The organism is Aureibaculum koreense (assembly GCF_034296135.1).
GTDB lineage: Bacteria > Bacteroidota > Bacteroidia > Flavobacteriales > Flavobacteriaceae > Aureibaculum.
In genome coordinates, this window is record NZ_JAXKVV010000047.1 from 1 (window position 1) to 1,649 (window position 1,649).

The following is a 1,649-nucleotide window of genomic DNA, read 5'->3' on the forward strand; positions in this document are numbered from 1 at the left end:
AGATTTCCATGATAAAACCAAGTAAAAAATGAAAAAAATTTTAAACAAGAAATCAATAAAATTAAGCAACAATTTTTCGATAAGGTTTTTGTCTTTTAATAACGGCACAAATCCTCAAAACAAGTTTGTTCCTGACATTGTTAAGAACAAGCATTTTATTTTTTCCTTCATCGGCTTTTCGTTCATAATAGATTTTAAGTTCCGGATCATGACGCACAGCGGACAAAGCACACATATGCAATTGTTTTTTCAGTGTTTTGTTGGCGATATGATGTACCCTGGATTTTTTATGAACACTAGAACCAGAAGTATGTTTAAAAGGCACAACACCGCAATAACAAGCCAATTGTTTAGGGTTTTGATACCGAGTAAAGAAATTCGTAAAAACAACAAAATATAAAGCAGTAAAGATGCCTATTCCAGTAACAGAGGTAACCAGTCCAATCGTAGTATTAAGTTTTTCGTCAGAAAGTATGAGTGCTTGTAAATCGGCTTCAATTCTTTTGATTGCACCTGTGATGCATTTGATCGTTTTTTTGATGTTCTTTTGGGCAAGCTTGCTTAGTTCTGGTGCAAAGGTTTTTAATTCATTAGGGTATTTGTTCAGGTCAGCTTTGAAATGGACCAGCTGTTCCCTGATTTTGATGAGAACCTTAACTTTCTCCAACACTTCAGGTATTGGTTTGTACAGTTCAATTTCATTAAGGTTTTTGACAGCATACCGTGCAATACGAATAGCATCCAGTTTATCATTTTTACCTCTCTGTATCCCAAGACTACGAATAATCCTCAAAGACATTTCAACACAGAAATTGGCTTGTTTTTCCAACAATTTTGTAATGAGCAACTTTCCATATACTCCAGTATGTTCCATACAAATTAAGGTATCATCTAAAACAATACGTTGGTTTCTCAACAATCTAAAAAAAGCCCTGATTCCTTTTTGGTTATTGTCGAACACAAAAGAAGAAGTGGTTTTGCCATTAATGATGGCTACGTCAAAAGTAAGTTTCGATATATCTATACCGATAAAAAACATAAAGTCTGATTTTTTCATAATAAATAGTTTTAAAGAATGTCATCTATGATTTTAAATACAACCGAACATCTGAGTTATTATCTAATCCCTATTAATAGGTCTATAAACCTGAATTTCCATTTGATACTGGTTCAGAAGATAACCGATAAAGGATTTAATCATTCTTATAAGTCCGAAACTTTGAGAAGCAACTAATGCACCTTTATCGGTTTGGTTGCCGTCCATAATCATTGAAGGTTTAAAGTAAGGTAAAATATTACCACATGCTTCTATAATGAACAACAATATATAGACCCTGCGATACGATAAAAAAGTATCAAAGTATTAATTTTTTTTACAATATGAGCTTAAATAATCTGAATTACCATCGAAACCCTGATAGTAGGTCCATAAACCTTTATTTCCATTTGATGCAGTTCAGAGGTAACCGACAAAGGATTTTAAAAACGTAAGCCTAGCAACAGCTTTATTTTGCACGTAATTCTTCTTTATCGGTTTGGTTGTTATTTACAATTATTGAGGGTTCTCCCGTATAGAAGCTAACTCATCGAAATAGGGTTAACTAATGATATAAAAAACCTCTATGTAAATGACTTTGCGAATCTAAGGG

The 1,649-nt window shown here is 32.9% G+C and carries 2 protein-coding genes; both read right to left on the reverse strand.

Annotated elements, in window-relative coordinates; genetic code table 11:
* Positions 1–61: 61 nt before the first annotated feature.
* A complete protein-coding gene (locus UMM65_RS17575; protein ID WP_321978480.1) occupies positions 62–1,057 on the reverse strand; it encodes an IS110 family RNA-guided transposase in 996 nt (331 codons plus the stop codon).
* Between the two features lie 63 nt (positions 1,058–1,120).
* Entirely contained in the window at positions 1,121–1,264 is a 144-nt protein-coding gene (locus UMM65_RS17580) for a hypothetical protein (RefSeq protein WP_321978482.1), read from the reverse strand.
* Positions 1,265–1,649 lie beyond the last annotated feature (385 nt).